Origin of the sequence: uncultured Chitinibacter sp., from assembly GCF_945957625.1 — a bacterium.
Lineage (GTDB): Bacteria > Pseudomonadota > Gammaproteobacteria > Burkholderiales > Chitinibacteraceae > Chitinibacter > Chitinibacter tainanensis.
In genome coordinates this window covers 26,796-49,823 of sequence record NZ_CAMFLP010000016.1, presented here as the reverse complement: position 1 = coordinate 49,823, position 23,028 = coordinate 26,796, and the positions used below count along the sequence as shown (strand labels likewise).

Annotated in this window: 26 protein-coding genes and 2 tRNA genes; 23 read left to right on the top strand and 5 right to left on the bottom strand. The window is 56.8% G+C overall.

Annotated elements, in window-relative coordinates:
* Window positions 1-1,140, bottom strand: a complete 1,140-nt coding sequence (locus QV747_RS14925) for an efflux RND transporter periplasmic adaptor subunit (protein WP_273432256.1) — start codon at window positions 1,138-1,140, stop codon at window positions 1-3.
* A gap of 61 nt (window positions 1,141-1,201) precedes the next feature.
* Entirely contained in the window at window positions 1,202-2,617 is a 1,416-nt protein-coding gene (locus tag QV747_RS14920) for an efflux transporter outer membrane subunit (RefSeq protein ID WP_273432257.1), read from the bottom strand.
* Window positions 2,618-2,774: 157 nt separating this feature from the next.
* Between QV747_RS14920 and QV747_RS14915 the strand changes: the two genes are divergently transcribed.
* Window positions 2,775-3,395, top strand: coding sequence for a TetR/AcrR family transcriptional regulator (locus tag QV747_RS14915; RefSeq protein WP_273432258.1), 621 nt, complete (start codon window positions 2,775-2,777; stop codon window positions 3,393-3,395).
* 68 nt (window positions 3,396-3,463) lie between these two features.
* Here the strand turns inward: QV747_RS14915 and QV747_RS14910 are convergent, their stop codons facing one another.
* Window positions 3,464-3,679, bottom strand: coding sequence for a hypothetical protein (locus tag QV747_RS14910; protein WP_156129113.1), 216 nt, complete (start codon window positions 3,677-3,679; stop codon window positions 3,464-3,466).
* A 281-nt stretch (window positions 3,680-3,960) separates the two neighbouring features.
* Here QV747_RS14910 and QV747_RS14905 point away from each other — a divergent pair.
* From QV747_RS14905 to sbcB, 3 genes are all read left to right on the top strand, one after another.
* Window positions 3,961-4,037 (top strand) — tRNA-Pro (locus QV747_RS14905).
* A gap of 151 nt (window positions 4,038-4,188) precedes the next feature.
* Entirely contained in the window at window positions 4,189-5,229 is a 1,041-nt protein-coding gene (locus QV747_RS14900) for a TIGR03790 family protein (RefSeq protein ID WP_273432260.1), read from the top strand.
* Window positions 5,230-5,378: 149 nt separating this feature from the next.
* The gene (gene sbcB, locus QV747_RS14895; RefSeq protein ID WP_273432262.1) at window positions 5,379-6,809 is read left to right on the top strand and encodes an exodeoxyribonuclease I; all 1,431 of its coding nucleotides are present in this window, start codon (window positions 5,379-5,381) and stop codon (window positions 6,807-6,809) included.
* Window positions 6,810-6,884: 75 nt separating this feature from the next.
* Here the strand turns inward: sbcB and QV747_RS14890 are convergent, their stop codons facing one another.
* Complete coding sequence (locus tag QV747_RS14890; protein ID WP_047397010.1) at window positions 6,885-7,067, bottom strand: hypothetical protein; 183 nt, start codon at window positions 7,065-7,067, stop codon at window positions 6,885-6,887.
* A gap of 172 nt (window positions 7,068-7,239) precedes the next feature.
* Here QV747_RS14890 and QV747_RS14885 point away from each other — a divergent pair, with 172 nt between their 5' ends.
* The 13 genes from QV747_RS14885 to QV747_RS14825 all read left to right on the top strand — a co-directional run bounded on the left by QV747_RS14885 (window position 7,240) and on the right by QV747_RS14825 (window position 16,459).
* Window positions 7,240-7,623, top strand: coding sequence for a YbaN family protein (locus QV747_RS14885; protein WP_273432264.1), 384 nt, complete (start codon window positions 7,240-7,242; stop codon window positions 7,621-7,623).
* 199 nt (window positions 7,624-7,822) lie between these two features.
* Complete coding sequence (locus tag QV747_RS14880) at window positions 7,823-9,196, top strand: integrase arm-type DNA-binding domain-containing protein (RefSeq protein WP_273432266.1); 1,374 nt, start codon at window positions 7,823-7,825, stop codon at window positions 9,194-9,196.
* Window positions 9,197-9,921: 725 nt separating this feature from the next.
* Window positions 9,922-10,809 (top strand): hypothetical protein, encoded by an 888-nt coding sequence (locus tag QV747_RS14875; protein WP_273432268.1) that lies wholly within the window; start codon window positions 9,922-9,924, stop codon window positions 10,807-10,809.
* A 125-nt stretch (window positions 10,810-10,934) separates the two neighbouring features.
* Window positions 10,935-11,144, top strand: coding sequence for an AlpA family transcriptional regulator (locus QV747_RS14870; RefSeq protein WP_273432270.1), 210 nt, complete (start codon window positions 10,935-10,937; stop codon window positions 11,142-11,144).
* On the top strand, window positions 11,137-11,406 hold the full coding sequence (locus QV747_RS14865) for an AlpA family transcriptional regulator (RefSeq protein WP_273432272.1): 270 nt from the start codon (window positions 11,137-11,139) through the stop codon (window positions 11,404-11,406). Before QV747_RS14870 ends, QV747_RS14865 begins: the two co-directional genes overlap by 8 nt.
* Window positions 11,403-11,648, top strand: coding sequence for a hypothetical protein (locus tag QV747_RS14860; RefSeq protein WP_273432274.1), 246 nt, complete (start codon window positions 11,403-11,405; stop codon window positions 11,646-11,648). Before QV747_RS14865 ends, QV747_RS14860 begins: the two co-directional genes overlap by 4 nt.
* Entirely contained in the window at window positions 11,629-12,072 is a 444-nt protein-coding gene (locus QV747_RS14855; protein WP_273432276.1) for a hypothetical protein, read from the top strand. Before QV747_RS14860 ends, QV747_RS14855 begins: the two co-directional genes overlap by 20 nt.
* Window positions 12,065-12,322 (top strand): hypothetical protein, encoded by a 258-nt coding sequence (locus QV747_RS14850; RefSeq protein WP_273432277.1) that lies wholly within the window; start codon window positions 12,065-12,067, stop codon window positions 12,320-12,322. The genes QV747_RS14855 and QV747_RS14850 overlap by 8 nt, the downstream gene beginning before the upstream one ends.
* A 132-nt stretch (window positions 12,323-12,454) precedes the next feature.
* Window positions 12,455-12,634, top strand: coding sequence for a hypothetical protein (locus QV747_RS14845; protein WP_273432279.1), 180 nt, complete (start codon window positions 12,455-12,457; stop codon window positions 12,632-12,634).
* Window positions 12,635-12,642: 8 nt separating this feature from the next.
* Window positions 12,643-13,662, top strand: coding sequence for a toprim domain-containing protein (locus tag QV747_RS14840; protein ID WP_273432281.1), 1,020 nt, complete (start codon window positions 12,643-12,645; stop codon window positions 13,660-13,662).
* Window positions 13,655-13,966 carry a hypothetical protein gene (locus QV747_RS14835; protein WP_273432282.1) on the top strand — a complete coding sequence of 104 codons (312 nt, stop codon included), beginning with the start codon at window positions 13,655-13,657 and terminating at the stop codon, window positions 13,964-13,966. The genes QV747_RS14840 and QV747_RS14835 overlap by 8 nt, the downstream gene beginning before the upstream one ends.
* Complete coding sequence (locus QV747_RS14830) at window positions 13,966-15,918, top strand: DUF927 domain-containing protein (protein WP_273432284.1); 1,953 nt, start codon at window positions 13,966-13,968, stop codon at window positions 15,916-15,918. The genes QV747_RS14835 and QV747_RS14830 overlap by 1 nt, the downstream gene beginning before the upstream one ends.
* A 271-nt stretch (window positions 15,919-16,189) precedes the next feature.
* Window positions 16,190-16,459, top strand: a complete 270-nt coding sequence (locus tag QV747_RS14825) for a hypothetical protein (protein WP_273432286.1) — start codon at window positions 16,190-16,192, stop codon at window positions 16,457-16,459.
* A gap of 1,744 nt (window positions 16,460-18,203) precedes the next feature.
* Here the strand turns inward: QV747_RS14825 and QV747_RS14820 are convergent.
* Window positions 18,204-18,280: transfer RNA gene (locus QV747_RS14820), tRNA-Met, on the bottom strand.
* A 114-nt stretch (window positions 18,281-18,394) separates the two neighbouring features.
* Here QV747_RS14820 and QV747_RS14815 point away from each other — a divergent pair.
* From QV747_RS14815 to QV747_RS14790, 6 genes are all read left to right on the top strand, one after another.
* On the top strand, window positions 18,395-18,730 hold the full coding sequence (locus QV747_RS14815) for a hypothetical protein (RefSeq protein ID WP_028449650.1): 336 nt from the start codon (window positions 18,395-18,397) through the stop codon (window positions 18,728-18,730).
* A gap of 111 nt (window positions 18,731-18,841) precedes the next feature.
* On the top strand, window positions 18,842-20,185 hold the full coding sequence (miaB, locus tag QV747_RS14810; RefSeq protein ID WP_273432605.1) for a tRNA (N6-isopentenyl adenosine(37)-C2)-methylthiotransferase MiaB: 1,344 nt from the start codon (window positions 18,842-18,844) through the stop codon (window positions 20,183-20,185).
* A 43-nt stretch (window positions 20,186-20,228) separates the two neighbouring features.
* Window positions 20,229-21,251, top strand: a complete 1,023-nt coding sequence (locus QV747_RS14805; RefSeq protein ID WP_373317326.1) for a PhoH family protein — start codon at window positions 20,229-20,231, stop codon at window positions 21,249-21,251.
* On the top strand, window positions 21,248-21,607 hold the full coding sequence (locus tag QV747_RS14800; protein WP_273432609.1) for a DUF5329 domain-containing protein: 360 nt from the start codon (window positions 21,248-21,250) through the stop codon (window positions 21,605-21,607). Before QV747_RS14805 ends, QV747_RS14800 begins: the two co-directional genes overlap by 4 nt.
* Complete coding sequence (ybeY, locus tag QV747_RS14795) at window positions 21,604-22,092, top strand: rRNA maturation RNase YbeY (RefSeq protein WP_273432611.1); 489 nt, start codon at window positions 21,604-21,606, stop codon at window positions 22,090-22,092. Before QV747_RS14800 ends, ybeY begins: the two co-directional genes overlap by 4 nt.
* A gap of 51 nt (window positions 22,093-22,143) precedes the next feature.
* Entirely contained in the window at window positions 22,144-22,998 is an 855-nt protein-coding gene (locus QV747_RS14790; RefSeq protein WP_028449656.1) for an HlyC/CorC family transporter, read from the top strand.
* Window positions 22,999-23,028 lie beyond the last annotated feature (30 nt).

The window sequence follows — 23,028 nt, the reverse complement described above, 5'->3', positions numbered from 1 at the left end:
TTATTTAGCAATACGCACCGTATCGCCATCGGCTAAAAAGCCTGCGCCGCTGGCCACCACGCGTGCATCCGCTGGCAGGCCGATGACTTCCATCAGACCTTGCGCCTGGCGGCCGATTTTCACCCGCAGCTGTTTGACTTTCTGATTGGCATCCACGGTGAAGACCTGCGCAAATCCATCGCGCAGCAAGACCGCGCTACCCGGCAAGGCCAGCGCCTGGCCGCTGCCGACTTCGATCTGCCCTTTGGCAAACATCCCCGGCTTGGCTTCATTCAGGCGACCATTGCTAGCCAGATCGACATACACCAGTACATTGCGCGATTTCAGATCGGCAGTGGGCGCCACTTGCCGCACTTTGCCTTTCAGCGTTTGGCCATTGGCCAGCACCACGCTGGCCACTTGCCCGGCGGCCACGCGGCCACTTTCGGCGGCGGTGACTTCGGCCTGCCATTCCAAGCGGCCTTGCCGCACAAGGCGGAAGAGCTCTTGGCCGGGCTGGCCCACGGCGCCCAGCGTGGCGCTACGGGCGGAAATCACACCTTCATCCGGTGCCAGTACGCGGGTTTGATTTAGCCGCACTTGGGCGGTGGTGAGCTGCGCTTTAGCCGCCTGCACCCGCGCCTGCGCGGTGCGCTCTTGCGTCAAGGCCTGGGTAATTTGCTGCGCGCTGAGCGAGCCGGTATTGCCCAGCTGGCGCACGCGATTGGCGTTTTCTTGAGCTTCTTGCTGCGCCGCTTCGGCCTCGGCCACGGCGGCCTTGGCTTGGGCGACTTCCGCCTGAATGGTTTCATCATTAAAGCGCGCCAAGAGCTGGCCTTTTTTCACCACGTCGCCCACCTGGGCATTAACTTCGATCAGGCGCAAACCGCCGCTTTCGCTGCCGATTTGCGATTCTTGCCAGGCCAGCACATTGCCGTTGGCGCTGATCGCTTGTGGCCAGTTCACGACTTTGGGCTGAATCAGTTTCACCGTCAGCACCGCATTGGCCGGCGCAGATGCCGCCGCATTCGCCCCCTCTTTGCCGCTGGCGGCCACCACCACACCACCGGCGCCCAGCACCGTGAGCGCCGCGAGGACACTGAGCCAAACTTTACGCTGGCGCAGGCCAGGATGGTTCAGGCTTTGCAGAATCTTGTTCATTACCCTACTCCAGTATCAATATGTATGCTTTATTCATTAAGGCTTAGCTGCAGATACCCTATTAGGGCTGCACTTCACCGGCGGCTAGCGGCCATTCGCCGCCCACGGCTTTATACAAGGCGACCCACTGTGCTAATTGTTCGCGCTGCAGGCTGATCAGGCGCGTTTGCGTGCCCAGCAGCAGCCGGCGCGAAACTTCCAGATCCAACAAGCTTGCCGCCCCGGCCTTCCACATGGCCTCGCCCGAATCGAGCTGGCGCTGATAGCCCGCCACCGCACGCTGGGTGGCGCTGACACGTTTGGCCGCGCCATCAAGGCGCACCATGTTTTCTTCGACTTCGCGCACGGCCTGACGCACCAGCTGCTGATAATTGGCCAGCGCTTGGTCGTAGCGCGCTTCGGCAGCATCCTGATCAGATTTCAAACGGCCGGCATTAAAGATCGGCAATTTCAACGTCGGGCCAAACGACCAGCTGGTGCCCGAAACCGTGGTGCTGCCGCCGCTACGTACTTCGCCCACGCTAATCGCGCCAAACAGGCTTAGCGACGGCAAACGAGCCACTTTGGCCACGCCCACGTCAGCGGCCGCGCCTTTGACTTGCTCGGCAGCGATGCGAATATCCGGCCGCTGGCTAATCACTTCGGCGGGCAGGCTGGCGACCTGAAAACCGGTCGGTGCCGGCAGGGCCGCTTCGCCTTGGGCGAGTAATACCCTTACTTCGCTCTCTTCTAGCCCGGTGAGCGCCACCAGGGCCTTGATCGCGACCGCTTCGCCGTCTTGCATTTCAAACAGCTGCGCTTGCCCTTCGGCCACACTGGCATCGAGCAAGGCAACATCCACCGGGCTGCTGAACCCGACGCGGGCTTTATCCTGGGTGAGCTGCCAGCTGCGCTCACGCGATTGCAAATCTTGCTGCACGATTTGGCGCATCACCTGATAGGCGCGATAGGTAACATAGGCATTGGCCACCTCAGCCGCCATGCTGGCGCGGGCGTCATGCCATTCGGTAGTGCGGGCCGCCAGATTGGCCAGCAGCCCCTGCTCGGCTGCGCGCACGCCGCCCCACAAATCGATTTCCCAGCTGGCATCCAGCCCCACACTGCCGCTGTTATTCACGCTGGCGGGCGACATCAGCTCGTTTTTCGCCCGGGTGCCGCTGGCCGAACCGCTCAGCGTCGGCCAAAGGTAGGCCTTGGCCGAATAGGCTTTAGCGCGCGCTTCACGAATCCGTGCGGCGGCGAGCTGCAACGTGGGGTTATCTTGCTGGGCGGCGGTTTGCAGCTGCAACAGCACTGGGTCTTGCCAGGCCTGCCACCATTGCGCTTGCTCGGCGAGCTTGGCCGCTACGGGCGGGCTGGCTTGCCATTCATTGGCATTCGGATCGAGCTGCGCCGCGGTCGGCGCGGGCAAATTGACGGCGCAGGCCGACAACATGCCGGCGGCCAACAACGGAATCAGGGAATGACGGAGTCGCATCGGGCTGCGTTCCTATGGGAAAATCGGTGGTTTTGCACCTTTGGTCAGCTTGCAACACTGCGCCAGCACGACCATTTGGGTGCATTGGTGAACCATGCTATATTGACTGAACGGTTCGGTCAATATGCAAACAGAATCAAATTTTGGAACCTTGGTAATGAATACCCCAGCCATCAGTAAATCGAGTGAAAACAAACGTCAGCAGATCATGGCCGGCGCACGCGAGGTGTTCATGGATAGCGGCTACGCCGCCGCCAGCATGGAGCGCATCGCCAAAACGGCCGGCGTTTCCAAAGGCACGCTGTACAACTATTTCGACAGCAAAGAAACGCTATTTGTCGCCCTGATTCAAAGCGAATGCTGTAAAGAGGGCACGCCACCACCGCCGGCCGAATTCAGCAATGCGCCGCCCGCGCCGATCCTCACTCTGATCGGCCAGCAATGGTTGCAAGGGCTCATCGAAATGAAGCAGCGCACGTTTTTTCGGATTGTGCTGGCCGAAGTGATGCAGTTTCCCGAGCTGGGGCAGGCGCTTGAGGCCTCAGGCCCGGCGGTAGCGATGAGCAATCTCTCACGCTATTTGGCACATCTGGATCAAAGCGGCGTATTGCGCATCCCTGATCCACTGCTGGCGGCCGAGCAATTTTTTGCCCTTTGCGATGCCGGCATCGTGCGCCAGATGCAGCTCTCGGTGGCCGAGCCGACGCTAGAAAAAATCAATTACCGGGTTGAGCACGCCGTGCGGGTTTTTCTGGCGGGATACACCCCCCAGGTATAACCCGAAAACAACCAAAAATAAAAGCCCGGGGCAAAATACCTCGGGCTTTTTTTTGGAATGCGCTCACGCTATTCGCGGCTAGCCAGTTCGGGCCGTTCCAAGCTGTGCATGGCCAGCTTTTGATTCACGAAAGTGGCGTTGATGCGCAATTTGCCTTCTTCCCATTTGGCCACCTCCCCCTCCAGCCCGAGCAAACTGCCGGCCGAGCTCTCGGTGGGCTCACCCAAGATCGCCACCACCTCGCTGCGCGTCATGCCCGAGCTTAGTTTGTGGTAATTGGCCATGGTGATTTTGCTGCAGGCACTTAATAGCATAACAAGCAGTGCCGCCCCGATCATTCGCCATCCCCGCATCGTCTTCCCCTTACCCGCGCATTCAAGAATACGCCGATTGTAGGCGTTTACCCTGATGCCGCCTGTAAAGCAGATCGCACTCACTGGCCGCCGCTAAGTGAACGCTGACACATTGTGCTTACAACTCAGCGATTTAGCTAATTCACTCCATTTTAACCCCGCCAAAGGCTTGACCGAGCGGCAACGCATCGGTAATATTCGGGCTCTGTCGTCGGGGCGTAGCGCAGTCTGGTAGCGCACCTGGTTTGGGACCAGGTGGTCGTGAGTTCGAATCCCACCGCCCCGACCACAGCAACTCTACTGAGTTGAAACGAAAACAACCAAGCAATTTGCTTGGTTTTTTTTCGTCCAATTTTTCCCTGCGCACGCCTCAGCAGCATCCAGCTGCCACACACCGCATTTGCAGCTATCATCCAATTTTGCCCGCCATGAGACTGCCCGTGCGCCGCATCTTTCTGTCTTTACTGTGCACTTTGCTCGCCACCTTGAGCCACGCCGAAACCCCTGCCGCACGGCCCTATACTTTGCACAGCGGCCAACTCGGCCTCGTGATCAACAGTAAAGACCCGCTTTCGGAGCAAATGGGCGAGTATTACGCCGAGCAGCGCCAGCTCAAACCCGAGCAAATACTGCGCATTGAGCTGCCCACCGATCGCGTCTGGATTACCGAGGGCGAGTTAGAGCAACTACGTGGCAAAATCGAACAGTACTTCGGCCCGGATATTCAGGCGCTGGCGCTCGCATGGGCCAAACCTTACCGTGTCAATTGCCTGAGCATCACCTATGGCGTGACCCTCGGCCATCAGGAAGGGCTTTGCAGCAACACGGGCAAACCCACGCCCGAGTCACCGTATTTCAATCACAGCAGCACCCAGCCTTTTACCGATCTGCACTTGCGCCCCAGCATGCTGCTGGCCGCCAAAGACTGGCCCAGTGGCAAACAACTGATCGATACCGGCCTCGCCGCCTGGGGCAATCAACCCAAAGGCAGCGCCTATTTTGTGGTAACCAGCGACAAAGCCCGCAATTCGCGCGCCGGCCTCTTTCCACCTAGCCAAGCCATCAAAGGCCTGCCACTCAAAATTGAACAGCTGCAAGCCGACAGCCTGAAGGGCAAGCGCGATATCGTGATTTACCAAACCGGCCTCGCCAAAGTGAATGACCTCGAGACGCTGAAATTCCAGCCGGGCGCTCTGGCCGATCACCTAACCTCGTTTGGTGGCCAGCTCACCGACAGCAGCCAGATGAGCAGCCTGCACTGGCTGGAAGCGGGCGCCACCGCCAGCTACGGCACGGTGAGCGAGCCCTACAATTACCCGCAAAAATTTCCCCACCCGCAAGTGCTGCTGTTTCACTACATTAACGGCGCCACGGCGGTAGAGGCCTACTGGAAAAGCGTTGCCTGGCCGGCTCAGGGGGTGTTTATTGGCGACCCGCTCGCCGCCCCTTATCGCTCGCTCAGCCCACGCAAAAGCAATTAGGGTATCGCCCCGCAAGCCAGTACCGCAGGCCATGCAAGGCAATACCCCCAGCTAGTATTGCCCTGCAGTGGCCACATGCAGCCCAGCCGCGGCTTGCCGCCCTAGCGCACCACAGGTATAACGGCGCTTTACCGTTTGCCGACAGCATCATGGCCCTGACTTTTCTCTGGCACGATTACGAAACCTTTGGCGTTAATCCGAAAACGGATCGCCCCGCCCAATTTGCCGCCATACGCACCGATGCCGAGCTCAATGAAATCGGCGAGGCCATGAATCTGTTTTGTCAGCCGGCCAATGATTACCTGCCCAACCCCGAAGCCTGCTTACTCACCGGCATTACGCCGCAGCAATGCTGGCAGCAAGGTATCCCCGAATACCAATTCGCCGCCGCCATCGAGCGCGCCCTGGCCAGCCCGGAAACCATCGGCGTTGGCTACAACACCATTCGCTTTGATGATGAAGTCACGCGCTTTTTATTCTGGCGCAATCTGATCGACCCCTATGCGCGCGAATGGCAAAACGGCTGCGGCCGCTGGGATTTACTGGATGTTGTGCGCACGGTCTATGCTTTGCGCCCGGATGGGATCGAATGGCCGCGCCACGAAGATGGCCGCGTCAGCTTTAAGCTGGAGCACCTCACCGCTACCAATGGCCTGCAACACGAAGCCGCTCACGACGCACTCTCGGACGTTCGCGCCACCATCGCGCTAGCCCGACTTATCCGCCAGCAACAGCCCAAGCTATTTGATTTTTGCCTCGCCCTACGCAGCAAGCAGCGGGTGTTTGACGAAATCAACCTCGCCCAGCCACGGCCATTACTGCATATCTCGGGCATGTACGGCGTAGAGCGCGGCAATCTGGCCATTGTGTGGCCACTGGCCACCCATCCCACCAATAAAAACGAAATCATCGTCTGGGATTTGGCGCACGATCCGCGTGAGCTATTTACCCTCGATGCAGCTGAAATCCGCCGGCGAATGTTTAGCCGGCAAGACGAACTCGGCGACACGCCGCGCCTGCCGATCAAAACCATTCACGCCAACAAATCACCCATCGTCGTCGGCAATTTAAAAGTGCTGCGCGAGAGTGAAATCAGCCGCTGGCAGCTCGATCTGGCGCAAATTCAGCAGCACGCCCAAGCCTTTACTCAGGCCGGCACCCTGCCGTGGAGCGAAGTTTTTGCCCGCGAAGCAAGTGAGAAACAAGATGTGGACGCCAATCTGTACGGGGGTTTTGTTTCCAACACCGACCGCCGCACCCTCAGCCGTCTGCGCACACTAAAAGGCGAGCAGTTGGCCAGCGAAATCGTGCATTTTGAAGATCGCCAGCTGGAAGAACTGCTATTTCGCTACCGCGCCCGCAATTTCCCCACCAGCCTCAATCCGGAAGAACAGCAACGCTGGGAGCAATGGCGCAGCGCCCGCCTGTTCGACGGCGTCGCAAACGCGCTAACCCTAGAAGCCTACAGCAGCGAGATCGATCGCCTCGCCGACAGCCTCGACGAAGCTGGCGACGAGCGCGCCGAGCAAATTCTGGCAGCACTCTACGACTACGCCGAGCAAATTGCCCCCGACTTCTGAGCGTGACCGGCGCAGCGTCACCATTCGCAACAATATAAAAGCCGGCTCGCGCCGGCTTTTTGCTACTCCATCACGCTAAGGCAATCGATCCTGCGTGAGCTGCCGCGTGCTGGCATATAAATGCAGCACAAACCCATCGGCTGGCGGCTGATAGCTACCAACCATCACCCGCCCCTCCTTGCGGTAGCGATACCAGCTCACCCCTAGCCACAACACCAGCGCCACCAGCAAACCCAACTCAATCCATTCACTTGGCATCACTCACCCTCCGTCCGCCACATTTAGAGTCAGCCTAGCGCAAGAAAAAACAGAAGCAAGAATGAATATTATTAATTTTTCGTGAAAAACCGCCAGCTAGCCCGCATTTTTGCTCGCGATTGCCAGCCCAGCGCTCAGGCCATAAGATGAATCATCCAATAGGCTTTCATCAATGCGCCCACCTCTTCCACGCTGGCAACACTATTTACTTTTACTGACCGGCTGGCTGGCCTTGCTACTGGCCGTGCTCGGCATCTTGCTCCCCGGCCTGCCAAGCACGCCGTTCATTCTGCTTGCCGCCAGCTGCTTTGTGCGCGCCTCGCCGCGCTGGCACGCTTGGCTGCTGGCGCACCGCTGGTTTGGGCCACCGCTGCGCGACTGGGAAACCCACCGCAGCCTGCCACGGAAAATCAAATATAGTGCCTGGGGATTAATGCTAGTGAGCGCGGGTATCTCGCTCTGGCTACTGCAGGGGCGAGAATGGCTGCAGGGCATCTTGCTCGTGGGCATGGCCACTGGAGCATGGGTGATTAGCCGCATTCCGGATCGCGATTGATCGCAATCCACGACGGGCAAGCTGAAATGCAAAAAGCCCGCTAATTTGCATTAGCGGGCTTTTCTTAACTGGTGGTATGACGGGACTCGAAAAACACCCTACAAGCCTTATTTTTGCTACGTTCCGCAAAAAACGTGTAAAAATATACCATCAAATATACCAACAATGCGTTGGCACTAGGCTAGTTTAGGGGGCTTGTATGGCTGGAAAATCTAAATCGGATACGCTGACCGTAGCCGAGCTAAAAAGCACGATTAAAGCTGAGCAACTGGCTATCGACTCGGGCGAGGCAAAAGCCCCGCGCAAAATCGCCTGCGGCTTTGGTTTACAGCTTTGGGTTATGGGGGGTGCAGGAACTGCACTTTACTGGCGGCTACCCTACCGCTACGCCGGCAAGCAAAAGCTACTGGCCTGCGGTGTCTGTGACCCTGCCAAGCCTGATCTATCTGAGGCTCGCCAGCGGGCGCGTGAGGCTAAAGACCTAATCGCAGCCGGTACAGACCCCAATCAAGCCCGGCAAGAGGAAAAACGCGCCCAAATCTACGCAGCGGCCAATTCATTCGAGGCGGTTGCTCTAGAGTGGTACGCCAAAGAGCTAAAGGGCAGCGGGTGGACTGAAGATCATGCAGAAACGATCTTGCAGCGTCTCAAGGCTAATGTATTCCCTCTGATCGGCAGTGCCCCCATTGAATCGCTCAAAACCCGTGATCTACTGCACCCGCTGCAACTGGTGGCAAAGCGTAATGCCCTAGACCTAGCCAAGCGCCTGCGCCAGTACATTACCGCCGTGATGCGCTACGCGGTGCAGACTGGCCGGATTGAAACCAACCCAGCCCACGACCTGCAAGGGGCCATTGCCACCCGCAAGGCCAAGCACCATGCAGCCCTGCCCCTTACTCGCCTCGCTGAGCTAGTGGCAAAAATCGACGACTATAAGGGCTTGCAGGTGGCAAAACTGGCCACCCGCTTTGCGCTACTCACTGGGGCTAGATCGTCCGAATTCCGCTTTGCTCGCTGGGATGAGTTTGACCTGGCTGCGGGGACGTGGACTATTCCAGAACAGCGCAGCGAGGTGGACGGCGTTAAGTTCTCGGGCCGTGGTGAAAAAATGAGCCGTGAGCGCCTGATCTATCTCTCACGGCAAACTGTGGCCCTACTGCAAGAGCTGCGCGCCATCAATGGCCGTGCCGTGTTTGTGTTTGAAGGCCAGAAGCGCGGCGCACCGATCAGTGAAAACACGGTAAACCTAGTCCTGCGCAAACTTGGGTATAACACCCAGCAAGATATTTGCCTGCATGGTTTCCGCACCATGATGGTATCGAGCTTGAATGAATCCCTGCAATTCACCCATGACGCAATCGAGCGCCACATCGGCCACGAAGGCAAGGCACGGGAAGGCGAGGCCGTGGCCGGTATCTACAAGCGCAAGGCGCAATACCTGACCGAGCGCCAGCGCATGTTGCAGTGGTGGGCAGACTATTTAGACGCCTCATCTAAGGGGCCATTTATCGACCCTAGCGAGTTTAAGAGCGAGGCAATACCAGACGCGCCCAAGTTAAGAATTGTTGCGTAGATCAATACCACTCACCCACCCTAGCACCCTGCATGGGGGGGGTGGTATGTGTTTTTTTGGGTGTTCCCAATGTGCCCATGTTCCCAGTTTGCGCAAGCCTCTGTTTTATAATATTTATTCTGCATTTCGTTGAATGTTCCCATTTTTTCGGGTGGTGTTCCCATATTCCCACTTTGGTGGGGCAGCACCAGCGCGGGCCGCATTTTTGCTAGGGCGTGGGTTTGTTGCAGGGTTTTGTGGCTGAAAAAGGCGGTTTTTTGTACGCAAAATTGCACCCTTTTTGCAGCAAAAAAAACAGGGCAACTTCAATACCACTTTTTTTCACTCCGTGTAATATTTTAATTTAAGACCTGCGGCAGTGCTGGTTTCACCCAGCGTCGGCAAAGGTGCCAACTCTGGCGGCCCGACCTTCAGCGGTGCCGGTTTCACCCAGCGTCGGCAAAAGTGCCAACTCCGGCAGCCTGACCTTTAGCGGTGGCTGATTCGTTCCCTGCCCGAGCAAGTGGCAACTTCACCTGGCACAGCTTCAGCGGTGGCGGTTTCATCCAGCGGCGGCAAAAGCCCCAACTCCGGTGGCCCGACCTTCAGCAGTGACGGTTTCGTCCCTGCCAATCAATCTGGGTATAATTTAAGTAGCAGGGCTAGTCCGGCCAGACGAAAACGGGAAACCTTCACCCGCTGCCCTATGCCACCCTTGAAGGTCTATTGATTGAAGGCAATAGACAATGGATGCGAGCTTTTCTGAATGCTGGGAATGGATTTTTAGTTATATAAAAAGCGGCAAGCGCACGCGAGATGGGCTATTTCCCGCCGGCGATGAATGCGGGGTATCCAATGTAATTCGTGAAATCACAAAAACACTTTCCGGTCGGATTGCAGATACCCGCTACAAGCATGTCGCCCTACTTCTTCGATTTCGATCCACATCAGCAAAGCGCATTCGCCCGCAGGTAGATACGGTAGGCCTCCCCACTCCATGCCCTTTACTGACAAGGGAAAAGCAAAAAATAGCGGCTATTGCTGCGGCACTTGATATGGCAGCAACTACCGGGCCAAATCCCCCGCTAGGTGGGCCAATGTGGCGACGTTTGCTGCAAATACACCGCCAAGCCCAAACAGCTAGCCGCTTATATGGCATGGTTATTAATGAGGCTGATTTACGTCTCATCGCGGGCGCTGCAAATTTGCACGATGCAGCCAGCGCTGTGCGCACTGGCGACTATCAAAGCGCGGTAGGGCTGATGACCGGTGCTGCATTGTTCGTATCAGGCGCTGATTTGCCGATCAAGCTAGCTGCCGCTGAAGACAAAGTTCGCAAGCATCAAACCCAGAGGGTCAATGCAACGCGGGCAAGGCATGCGAAAAATAAAAATCTAAAGGAAAAAATACTTGAAATCGTAGCTGCTCAAAACAAAAAAGCGCCGTTTACCAGTCATGCAGATGCAATTAACTGGCTTATTGGCGATGATCGTAACACACCGAAATCACCTTATTTTGATACCGCAAAGGAACTAGGGGTTTCGCCGACACGCTCGCAGGCGTCCAAAACGCTGCGTGATTGGTTGAAATGCTCCGGCATTGCCAAAAAAAGCGACCACAAAGCCACAAATTAATACCCGTTATCGAGTAGACGGGTACGTCTGCCAAATAAAGGGAATTTTCGCCCTAGCCCTGCCTTCGTAAAGTTCACTCCATCGCGCCAGCAAGAATGCTGGCGAACTTCTAAAGGAGTGAAACAATGACGAACCCCCACCAAAAAATCACCCCAGCCGAGGCTGCCAAGCTGCTTGGCAAGGCCGAAAGCACGCTGGCCCGTGAGCGCAGCCGTGGCACTGGCTGCCCCTATCTCAAAATCAACGGCAAGGTTCGCTATTTGCGCGCCGATGTGGAGGCTTATCTGGCCCAGCACACCACCCGCCATACCATCGGGGGTCGTAGCCATGACTAAAGCCAAAGTTCAAACCTTGCCCGCCCAACACCCAGCATTGCCAGCGCAGCACCAGCCCGTGCCGCCGCTGGTGCTGATTCGTCTCCCTGAGGTGCTTCGCCGTACCGCGCTTTCGAAGACGTTTATTTATGACGCCGTCAAGGCGGGCACGTTTCCGGCTTCTGTCCCTTTGGGCGGTGGCAAGGCTGTTGCATGGGTCGAATCTGAAGTTAATCAATGGATCGCTGACCGCATTGCGGCGGCTCGTGGGGGTGCGCAATGACTCCTGCTGAAGTAATTAGCCTTGGTCTTGTCGTCACACCCTATCAAGCGGATTTGATTGCCGAGGCCATGAACCTTAAACGTGCATTTGAACGACTGGACAGCAAAAACGCGGGCCAATTAGTACAGAGTGTCGCCTCTCTGGCCTTAGCTAGAGCCATTACGGCGCAAACGGCGGAAATGCGCTTAGCACGGTCACAAACCACCCAGCGAGGGGGTAACGATGGCAACCCCAACGCTTGACGCAGTGGCCGCTGGTACTGATAATGGCTGCGCTGGGTTCAATAGCCTAGCCGAGATTGGCGTCTCGATTGTTATGGCGGACAAACCGCTACACAGCGGCTTTTTTACGTCCGTACACACCACAGGTGCGTCCATTTCTATGGCGGGTCGTGGTGGGGGCAGCTTCGGCTGCGTCGGTTTCCATAACGCCGATACGCCAACCCTATCACGTACCTGCCACCCTCAATTGGCGTTGAGCGGCAGGTCACTTAAACCTGTTATGGAGGCATTCGCCATGCCGTCGCACGTCCGTTCCCTATTCCAGTATTCAACCCTCGCAATTGCTGTCATTGCGCTTGAGCGCAATACCCCGCTGATCGTCGTAGCTTTGGCCATCGCCGTGTTCTTGCTGTCGCATGTGATCGGGGGGCGCAATCATGCTTAAAACCCTCGATCTGGCGCAAGAGATTACGGTGAGCTACGCGCTGACCAACGCAAAATATAGCCCCCGTATGGAGGGCGAAACCCGCACCGTAACCACTGCCAACGCCCTGCGCCTGGCACTGGACATGCTGCAAAACGGCTTTCGCTACAGCGATTGCGAGTATTACAGCCTTGCAGCCTTGGAGTACCTGAGCGCGGTAGTGGACACCATCGACGGCAAGGGGGTAAGCGATGCGCAAACCCGCTCATAACACTGCCATTCAGGAACGGGCGTTCTCTAGCCGTCGTGCAGCCTCGTTGCTGCTGATGAGCCTGCACAAACGAAACCAGCGCCCACCCTGCCCAGCCCCTGCTAAACGCTAATTAACCGGAGATTTTCCATTATGACTACGACCAATATTGTGGGCGGCGGTGCTGCTCAAGCTGAATTTACCAAAACACCCGCTTTTGCGGTGAACAATACCCGTCAAGACGGGGGTCATTTCGAGGCCGAACCCGTGTTAGTTGCGGGGGTTTATTGCTACCTTCTACCGGTTGGGCGCATGGCCGTGGTGGATCTCTAGGGGGTGGCATGGCTGATCGTATTGATATACCCAAACTGAAAGAGGCCGCCCGTGGGCGCTGGCCTGACATCCTGCAAGAGGCTGGTATCGGTACTGAATACCTGAGCCGCAAGCACACCGCCTGCCCTGTCTGCGGTGGCCGTGATCGCTTCCGCTTCACCGATAAAGACGAAAGGGGCTGCTTTATCTGCAACACCCACGCCCCCGAGGGTGGCGACGGCTTCAAGCTCTTGGCGGATTACCGTCAGACCGATTTTATTGGCGCGGCGCGATTTGTGGCCGAATGCTTGGGCGGTGCTGCGATAGTGGCGGCGGTGCCTGATGCTGCGGCTATTGCCCAGCGCCAAGCGCGTGAGCAGGCCGAGCAGCGGCGGGCATGGGAAAAAGCCAAGGCGGAAAACTTCGCGCTGTGGAATGCCAGCCAGCCGATTACCCCTGATTGCGCTGTGGGGCTGTATTTGCAGCGCCGTGGCCTTGGTTTGACCTGCTACCCCAAGGCGCTGCGCTTTCATGCGGCGGTGCCGTATTGGGATAAGCCTAACGGCCATCTGGTGAAGCTGGGCGACTATCCCGCGATGGTGGCGGCGGTGCAAGGTGCGGACAGCACCACGATTGCCCTACACAAGACCTACCTACAGGCCAGCGGCCACAAGGCCGAGGTGCCGAGCGTTAAAAAATGGTCGGCAAGGTCGGGTGATGCCAAAGGCGCGGCTATTCGCTTGTTTCCAGCGGCTGAGTGCATGGCCGTGGCCGAAGGGATCGAAACCGCGCTAGCCGTGCATTGCGCTAATGGCCTGCCCGTGTGGGCCGGTGTATCGGCCTTTGGCGTCAGCGCGCTGGTGCTGCCCGAGCTGGTGCGTGATGTAGTGATTTTTGCGGACAACGACGAAAACCAGACCGGCCAAAAGGCCGCTAATCAATTGGCCGATCGCCTGCTAGCCGAGGGCAAAACGGTGCGGGTGTTGTTCCCGTCCGTGGCGGGGCGTGATTGGCTTGATGTACTGACCCAAGGGGGCCGCAATGCATAAGGATATGCCAATTGCAGCCCTTATCGAGCTGGCGCGGCTTGACCTTGAGGGCGGTGTAGATCTACTAGCCGCCAACATCTACGAGCGTGGTTCAGTTGCCAATGGCATTAGTACTAATGGCCTGCACCAAACCCTAATGGATGCCATAAGCGCACTTTTTGAAGGTCTAGCGGCGCTTGGGGATCTTGATGCAGCAGAACTGCAAGAGAGCATTGCAGGCTTTCTCGTCGTGGCGGCGGTACTACGAGCACGACTAATCGAGGCAGCCAAGGCAGAGCAGCAAAACAAAGGCGGGGTGCATTAATGACGTCAATAAATGTTGATACAGGTGACACGGACAAAATGGGGGCGGATTTTGAGCTACTCAAAAACCCAGCCAGTGTTGCACCGCTGAAGGCTAAAACCGAGTTAGCGGCCAATGATGCAGCACCGGTGGTGCAGTCAGCGAAAGGTGCCCCCAGCAAAAAGCCTCGAAAGCGCAGTAGCCCAAAGGTGAGCGGGGGTAGCTTTAAGCTCAATCAGCGTGGGGTGTGGTTTGTGCCCGATCAATCGGACGATGGTGCGGGTGATGGTGGCAATGTGTGGCTGAGTGAGCGCCTTAAAGTGATTGCACAGGTGCGTGATGTGGATGATTTGGAATGGGCTGTACGGGTAGAGCTGCAAGATATGGATGGCAATATCAAAGAGCACACAATACCGTGGAAGCGCCTATCGTCTGACCAGTCTACGGCCATTCTGGATGAATTAACCGCCATGGGGCTGGCCATCAGTTTTACCTTGCAGCATAAGCGCTGGCTGGTGCAATACCTGCAAACGGCACGGGATGCACCACGGGCGCGGCTGGTGCCTGCCACGGGCTGGTTTAAAGAAACGGGTGCATTTGTCCTGCCTGCCGAGATTATCGGTGATGCCGGTGAATGGCTCATATATGACGGCTCCCTAAAAGTGCCGGTGCTGGCGTCAGGTTTGCCCGATACTTGGCGCGATGGTGTAGCACGGTATGCGGTAGGCAATCCGCTATTGCTGTTGACATTGGGGGCAGCATTTGCCGCACCGCTGATGGGCATGGCGGGGCTTGATTCGGGCGGTTTTCACATCGTCGGCGCGTCTAAAAAAGGCAAAAGCACAGTGTGCGATTTGGCTGCGTCGGTGTATGGCAAGCCCGAGGACTACCGCCAAACATGGAGCGCCACCGCTGCGGGGCTGGAATACACCACTGCGGCATTCAATCACCTGCCCCTGCTGCTTGATGAAATCAGCCAAGCCGATGCAAAGGGCGTCGGGCGCATGGTGTATATGCTGTCACAAGGCAAGGGCAAAGCCCGGGGCCGCGACACCGGCGGGGTGCGGGATCTGACACGCTGGCGCTGCTTTATCTTGTCGAACGGCGAGAACGATCTGGCCAGCGTGATTAAAGAGGGAGGCGGCAAGATCAATGCAGGGCAAGAGGTGCGCTTTATCGGCCTGTCTGCGGATCGCAAGCATGGTGCATTTGATGATCTTCATGGTTTCACGGATGCGCCTGCATTGTGCAAGCACATGGCTTTAACGGCGGCGGCTAATCATGGCTCAATCGGGCGCGAATACCTGGCGCTACTCGCTGGTGCTGATCGCGTCGAGTTAAAGGCTCAAATCCATGCGGCTATGGCGAAATTTGCTAAAGACGCCGTCCCGCTAGGGGCGTCCAATCAAGTGAGCCATGCGTCACAATACTTTGCCCTGTGCGGCTTTGCGGGCGAGTTGGCGGCAAGCCTTGGACTCGTGGATTGGACAACAGGAACGGCATGGGCTGCGGCGCGGGTTATGTATGCCGACTGGTTGAGCATTCGCGGCGGCGCTGGTGACGGCGAAGATAAAGCGATACTTCGGCAAGTGAAGCTGTTTTTCGAGCGGTACGGGCTCGCGCGCTTCCAAGGCTGGAACGATGAGAAAAACACCACCTTCGATGAAAAATCCGCCATTCGGCCAGATAACTGCGGGTTTCGCAAAACGGTCGAAATTGACGCGATTGACGAGGATGGACAGCCTAGGCTGTCGGAAGCGACCTATTACGTTTTTCCGAATGCATGGCGTTCAGTCATCCTTGAGGGGCTGGATTTAAAGCGGGCAAACAAGCTACTGCTTGAGCTGGGTATTTTGCACCCCGACCCCAAGGGCGGGGCTTCACGGGCTGAGCGGCTGCCAACCAGTGGGCGTGAAAAGGTGCGGGTTTACATGGTGAATGCGGCGGCGTTGCTGGGGGCTGATGATGAGTAAAGCCCTTTCCCTTGCTGGCCAAGCGGTTGACGATAAAAAGGCCGCGTTTGCGGCTTTTTTTGCTCCGGCGCATGAATCAAATTTTCTACCTAGCACCAGTGGCAGGGCAGTATTAACGGATGCAATTGCGCCCCCACAGGCTGCGCATAGGGACGAATGCCGCGATTCGTTTTTACTCCCCAGCCACAGCCGTGCAACGGCAGCGCTGTGGCGAAAAATCGTAGCGGAGGTAGCGGCGGCCTTGTGGTGCTCTACAGAAGATAGGCGGTTTTTGCTAGCTCAGTTACACCAGCAAGACCCCAGCTACCTGCGCACGGTGTTGCAGATGGCGCAGGCGCATCAAATACCACTAATCCAGTCGTTTGAATTTTGGGAATTAGTGCGGCCTGATCTGCTCTGGCTACGGGTGGTGGATACCCGCAGCGGGGTAGCCTGCTTTATGAGTCTAGGCGCGCTACCCGCTGGTGCTGCCGAGGATGGGCGGGATCTATATCATGGGGCCACAGTAACGCTGTCAGTAGTGTCTTCGTCTGAGATTTAAAGGGCCGGCACTGGCTGGGCCAGCTTCAGCGGTGACGTTTTTATAGATCGACCTGAGCAAATGCCAACTTTGCCTGGCTGACCTTCAGCGGTGGCGGATCTCGCCCAGCGGTGGCGAAAGTCCCAACTCCGACTGGGCCGGCTTCAGCGGTGACGTTTTTACAGATCGACCTGAGCAAGTACCAACTTTGCCTGGCTGACCTTCAGCGGTAGCGATTTCATCCAGCGGCGGCGAAAGTCCCAACTCCGACTGGGCTGGCTTCAGCGGTAGCGGATCTCGCCCAGCGGTGGCGAAAGTCCCAACTCCGACTGGGCCGGCTTCAGCGGTGACGTTTTTATAGATCGACCTGAGCAAATGCCAACTTTGCTTGGCTGACCTTCAGCGGTGGCGATTTCGCCCAGCGGCGGCGAAAGTCCCAACTTCGGCTGGGCTGGCTTCAGCGGTGGCGTTTTTACACCCCATCCCGAGCAAGTGCCACCTTTGCTTGGCCGCCCTTCAGCGGTGGCGATTTCGCCCAGCGGCGGCGAAAGTCCCAACTCCGGCTGGGCCGGCTTCAGCGGTGTCGTTTTTACAGCCCGTCCGGAGCAAGTGCCAACTTTGCCTGGCTGACCTTCAGCGGTAGCGGATCTCGCCCAGCGGTGGCGAAAGTCCCAACTCCGACTGGGCCGGCTTCAGCGGTGACGTTTTTATAGATCGACCTGAGCAAATGCCAACTTTGCTTGGCTGACCTTCAGCGGTGGCTTATTCGCGCCCCACAGGCGGCGCATGGGGGCGAATGCCGCGATTTGTTTTGTACTTCCGGTTTGCTGCGATGGTATTACCTTGGTGCTTATTTGCTATCAAAGAAACGTGCAAATTCGCGCCACCCAAAACCACTACATCCCAGCAAAATAACCCAGCCGAAACCCCGTGCTCCAGCAAAAATGCGGCCTGCGCTGGTGCTGCACTATCAGCTTGGGAACATGGGAACACCGCCAGCAAAAGTGGGAACATTAAACAAAAACAAAATAACCATTTAAAAACATGAAGTTAAACAAACTGGGTACATGGGAACAATGGGAACACCCAAAAACAGAATACCTCCCACCCCCGTTACTGGGGCAGGCTGGGCAAGTGGTATCGCCATACAACCACTCTCTTACTCTTTTTTGAGAGCGATCATATGGCCTAGGGTGTACCGGCTGTTCCGATCTGGCAAAAGGGCCACGTATACCCTGTAAGGGAGGGGGGCTAAAAAACTTAAATTTGTAAGCTTTCTGGAACGCGCTCCAGCCGCATATTTTCGAGGGGCACTTTTTCATAGGGGGGGGTCAACTTCAAGATGGCGATATTGCGCAGCCGTGGCTATACGGCTGAAAAGCTAAAATTCATCCGGCGCAGCACCAGCGGGCCTAAAACGGTACGTTATGGGCGAAAAACCACCCGAAACCCTCCAAGAGCCAGCACAAAATATACCCCCACCATCGCAGTGGCGTTTTCGGAGAACTAATAGATAGTGCCTATGGCCTAAGGCAAAAGTTGGCGCGGGCATTCCCCTGCCCAGCCCCTTGGGGCGCGTTTGCGGGTGGGCTATTTCAGGTGGCGGTCTAGGTTGTTGGTATCTAGATTTGATACCAACAAATATACCAACAACGATTGCTGGCTTTGTTGGTACTATGGCGGACTAATGCGGAAACAAAAAGCCCCGCAATCCTAAGATTTACGGGGCTTTTTGTATCACCGCGAACTACTGCGGATCGTATCTTGGTGGCTATGACGGGAATCGAACCTGTGACCCCAGCATTATGAGTGCTGTGCTCTAACCGACTGAGCTACATAGCCAAGAGAAGCAGCATGATAGATGCGCCCTAGAAAGCTGTCAACCCCCTTTTGAATTTTTCTTTCAATTTGGGGCGCAGCTTGTTACCATACACCCATCTCACCGGAGCTTAGCCCATGCGCAAGTTGCTGTTTTTGTTGCTACTTACTGTTTCAATGAGCAGTTTCGCCGCCCGCGTCTTGCCCAATGGCAAATTGGCCCAACTACAGGGTTTTCTGCCGCCGCAGGTCAAATTGGACGACAAAGTGTATGTCACCGCGCCCGGGCTGCAGATCCGCAGCGTGAATAACACGCTGATTATGCCCAACCAGCTGCCGCAATCGGCCACCGTGTGGTACCAAACCGAGCCTAACACCGGCTTTGTCTGGCGCATTTGGCTGGTGAGTGAAGATGAAGCCAAGCTGCTGAAGGTTCGCGCCGAGCAGCAAAAGGCCATCGCCAACGAACAATAGGGTATAGCTCGCCAGCCTAGGAATTAATTACCAGCTAGCGCCATACCCCAACAGCGCCCGCTGGGCGCTGTTGATTTTTTGAATGTGTCGCCCAACGAAGAAGTCTACGCAATGAGCAAAAAAGTATTTATCAAAACCTTTGGCTGCCAGATGAACGAGTATGACTCGGACAAAATGGTGGATGTGCTGCACGCCGCCGAAGGCCTAACGCGCACAGATAACGCCGAAGAAGCCGATGTGATTTTGTTTAACACCTGTAGCGTGCGGGAAAAAGCCCAAGAGAAAGTCTTTTCGGATCTGGGCCGGATTAAAGAGCTGAAAAAGCTGAACCCCAATCTGGTGATCGGCGTGGGCGGCTGTGTGGCCAGCCAAGAGGGCGACACCATTGTGAAGCGCGCGCCGTATGTGGATGTGGTGTTTGGCCCGCAAACCCTGCACCGTCTGCCCGAGCTGATTGCGGAAAAACGCAAAACCGGCGAATCACAAGTGGACATCAGCTTCCCGGAAATCGAAAAATTCGACAATCTGCCGCCTGCGCGCGTCGAAGGCGGCTCGGCCTTTGTGTCGATTATGGAAGGCTGCTCGAAATACTGCTCATTCTGCGTGGTGCCATATACCCGCGGCGACGAAGTTTCACGCCCGTTTGAAGATATCCTGGTGGAAGTGGCCAATCTGGCGCAGCAAGGCGTGAAAGAAATCCACCTGCTGGGCCAGAATGTGAACGCCTACCGCGGCAAGATTCTGGAAGGCGAAGACGGCGAAACCGCCGATCTGGCCATGCTGCTGGAATACATCCATGAAATTCCGGGCGTAGAGCGCCTGCGTTTCACCACCAGCCACCCGAAAGAAATGACCCAGCGCATCATCGATTGCTATAAAAAGCTGCCAAAACTGGTGTCGCATCTGCACTTGCCCGTGCAGGCCGGCTCCGATCGCGTACTGGTGAATATGAAACGCGGCTACACCACGCTGGAATACAAATCACTGGTGCGCAAACTGCGCGAAGCGCGGCCTGATCTGTGCTTATCCAGCGACTTTATCGTTGGTTTCCCGGGCGAGAGCGAAGAAGACTTCGAGCGCACCATGAAACTGATCGAAGACGTGAAATTTGACGCGAGCTTTAGCTTTATCTACAGCCGCCGCCCGGGCACACCGGCCGCCGATCTGCCGGATGATGTGCCGGAAGAAGTGAAAGTCGCGCGTCTGAAACGCCTGCAAGCACGCATCGAAGAGTTCGCCAGCGAAATCAATCAGAATATGCTGGGCACCGTGCAGCGTGTGATCGTGGAAAAAGTCTCGAAAAAAGACAGCAACGAGCTATCGGCGCGCACTGAAAACAACCGCATCGTCAACTTCCCGGGCAACCCGCGCCTGATCAATCAGGTGGTGGATGTGCGCATTACCAAGGTGTATCCGCACACCTTGGGCGGCGAAATGATCATCAAGGAAGACTAACACATACCCGGGCAGGTATCCCCTGCCCGGGCTTAGTGAGATTATCTTGCACAGCGATACCCTATCTTTTACCCCCATCGACAATAGCCGGCTGGCCAATCTGTGTGGCCCGCTGGATGAAAACCTCAAACAGATTGCCACCGCGCTGGATGTCAGCATCAGCCGCCGCAACGAACACTTCAAAGTGGCCGGCCGCATTAAGGTGGTGAATCAGGCCCTCGACGCCCTCGAATACTTCTACAACGAAGCCGCCCGCAAGGCACTGGAAGTCGACGACATTCAGCTGGGGCTGATCGAAATCATCCGTGGCCCGGAAGACGCCCAAACCGAAACCGACGTGCCCGTATTGCGCACCCGCCGCGCCGATTTGCGTGGCCGCACGCCGGGGCAAAATGTCTACCTGAAAACCATTCAGGATAACGACATCACCTTCGGCATTGGCCCTGCCGGTACGGGTAAGACGTATCTGGCTGTAGCCAGCGCCGTTGATGCGCTCGAGCGCGATACCGTCAAGCGTTTGATCCTGGTGCGCCCCGCAGTGGAAGCTGGCGAGAAGCTCGGCTTTTTGCCGGGCGATCTGACGCAAAAGGTCGACCCTTACCTGCGCCCGCTGTATGACGCGCTGTACGATTTGCTGGGCTTTGACCATGTCACGCGGCTATTCGAGAAAAACATCATCGAAATTGCGCCGCTGGCCTTTATGCGTGGCCGCACACTCAATCACAGCTTTATCATTTTGGACGAGGCGCAAAACAGTACGCCCGAACAGATGAAAATGTTCTTAACGCGGATTGGTTTTGGCAGCAAAGCCGTCATTACCGGCGACCCAACCCAGATCGACCTGCCCAAGCATGTGAAATCGGGTCTGATCGATGCGCAGGAAGTGCTGCAAGGCGTGCGCGGCATTGGTATTCATCACTTTACCAGCGAAGACGTAGTGCGCCACCCGCTGGTGCAGAAAATCGTCAATGCCTACGATAAAGCCCAGCAAGCGCGTGATGCCGCCGCCGCCGAGCGCAAAGCCCAGCAACAGGCCGAGCGCGCCGCACAGGAATCCCGCGCATGATGCGCCGCGGAGTCTGTACGCTCGCCTTGCTGGCCAGCCTGCCGGCGCAGGCCATTACCCCAGCCGCGGAGCAGGAAGTGCAAGCACTACTGCGCTGGGTGGGGCAAACCGGCTGCACCTTTATCCGCAGCGGCAGCAGCTACGACGCCAAAGCGGCGCAAGAGCACCTGACGATGAAATACGGCAAGGCGCGCGACAAGATCAAAACCACGGAAGACTTTATCAACGAAGTCGCCAGCAAAAGTTACCTCACCGGCCAGCCCTACACCGTGCGCTGCGCCAACCAAGCGGAACAGCCGGCCAAAAACTGGCTGTATGCCGAACTAAAACGCCAACGAAGCAAAACATCACCATGAGCAAAACCCAACTGCGCCCGAATGTGGAAATCGACATTCAAAACGAAAGCCAGCGCTCACCCATTCCGCGCAAAAGCCTGCTACGCCGCTGGGTAAACGCGGCGCTGGCCCCAAAAATCGATCATGCGCAAATCACCTTGCGCTTTGTTGATGCCGAAGAAGGCCAAAGCCTGAATCGCGATTACCGCGGCAAAGACTACGCTACCAATGTCCTGACCTTCACCTACAGCGAAGACATGCCACACCTCCCCGATATGCCGCTGACTGGCGATCTGGTGCTGGTGGGCAGCGTGGTGGAGCGCGAAGCAATCGAGCAGGGCAAACCGCTATTGGCGCACTACTGCCATCTGATCGTGCACGGCACCTTGCACTTGCAGGGCTACGATCATCTGGAAGATGCCGAGGCCGAGACAATGGAAGCGCTGGAAACAGAAATTGTCACGTCTTTGGGTTATGATGACCCGTACCGGAGCGAAAAAGGCTGACTTCATCGCCTTTGATCTGGACTTTTTTTACTGCAAGGAGCTGTATCCACCATGGACGATGCCTCGTCCCCGAGTCCCAAGCTAAGCTGGCTTGAGCGACTCACCCATTTCCTGTTACGGGAGCCGGAAAACCGCGGCGAACTGGTTGAAATCATGCACTCGGCGTTTGAACGCCACCTCCTCGATGCCGATGCGCTCGGCATGATCGAAGGCGTGCTCAATGTCGGCGATATGCAAGTGCGCGATGTGATGGTGCCGCGCTCGCAAATGGATGTTATCGACATCAACGACACCCCCGCCGAGTTTATCCCCCGCGTTATCGAAACCGCGCACTCGCGCTTTCCGGTGATTGATGGCAGCAAAGACAATGTGGTGGGCATTTTGCTGGCCAAAGATTTGCTGCGCTATTACGCCGAAGACGTTGAATTTAATGTCCGCGATCTCCTGCGCCCAGTGGTGTATATCCCCGAAGCCAAACGGCTGAATGTGCTGCTGAAAGACTTTCGCAATAATCGCAACCATATGGCGATTGTGGTGGATGAATACGGCGGCGTGGCGGGCTTGGTGACGATTGAAGACGTCATCGAACAGATCGTTGGCGATATCGAAGACGAATACGACGACGATGATGACGAAGACCAAATCATCCCCGATCGCCGTGGCAACTGGCGCGTGAAAGGCGAAACCGAAATCGCCGATCTGAATGAGACCATCGGCAGCCACTTTAGCGATAAAGAAGTCGACACCGTGGCCGGCCTTGTGACCCTGGCCTTTGGTTGCGTGCCCAAGCGTGGCGAAGAAACCATCATCGATGGCTATCATTTCCTGGTGTTGCGCGCCGATAGCCGCCGCGTGCACTCGGTACAGATCGATAAACATCTGGAACGTCACGAAGCCGAACATTGATCACCACCCGGTCATCATCACACGGTACAC